Annotated in this window: 1 protein-coding gene; it reads left to right on the top strand. The window is 26.6% G+C overall.

The window, feature by feature from the left end:
- Positions 1-73 precede the first annotated feature (73 nt).
- Positions 74-496 (top strand): transposase (locus ACK2WN_RS12265; RefSeq protein ID WP_416155701.1); only part of this gene is annotated, 423 nt, incomplete at its 3' end.

Below are 496 nucleotides of genomic sequence, written 5' to 3'. Positions count from 1 at the left end.
AAAAAAAGAACTCATATCATTTTCTTGGTATAATATTCATGCCAACAAAAATTAAAACCAAGGAGAAAATGATATGAGTCTATATAACCATCTTACAATAAATGAGCGAGAAAAGATACTATTTTTTTATGCAAAAGGATATTCTATATCTAAAATAGCTAAAGAAATTAATAGAAATAAGTCTACTATATCAAGAGAGCTACGTCGTAACAAAATAAATAATGAATACAGTCCTAGTAATGCTCAAATTCTTTATATAAATCGTAGACAAAAATGTAAACCTAAAGAAAAACTTTCTAATCCAAGTATATTTGAATATGTTAAAACTAAATTTTTAGAAGAACAATGGTCTCCTGAGCAAATAGCCGGAAGGCTTAAATTAGAAAAAACTAATCTTAGCATAAGTTATCCGACAATATACAGAGGTATATATAAGGGATTATTTGATACAAAAGCTGAGAAAAAATCTAGAGGAAATAAAGGTGCAATTAGAAAA

This window comes from Peptacetobacter sp. AB800 (assembly GCF_047807365.1).
Classification (GTDB): domain Bacteria; phylum Bacillota; class Clostridia; order Peptostreptococcales; family Peptostreptococcaceae; genus Peptacetobacter.
Note: the sequence above shows the minus strand (reverse complement) of the source record. Positions and strands in the feature narration are given on the sequence as shown.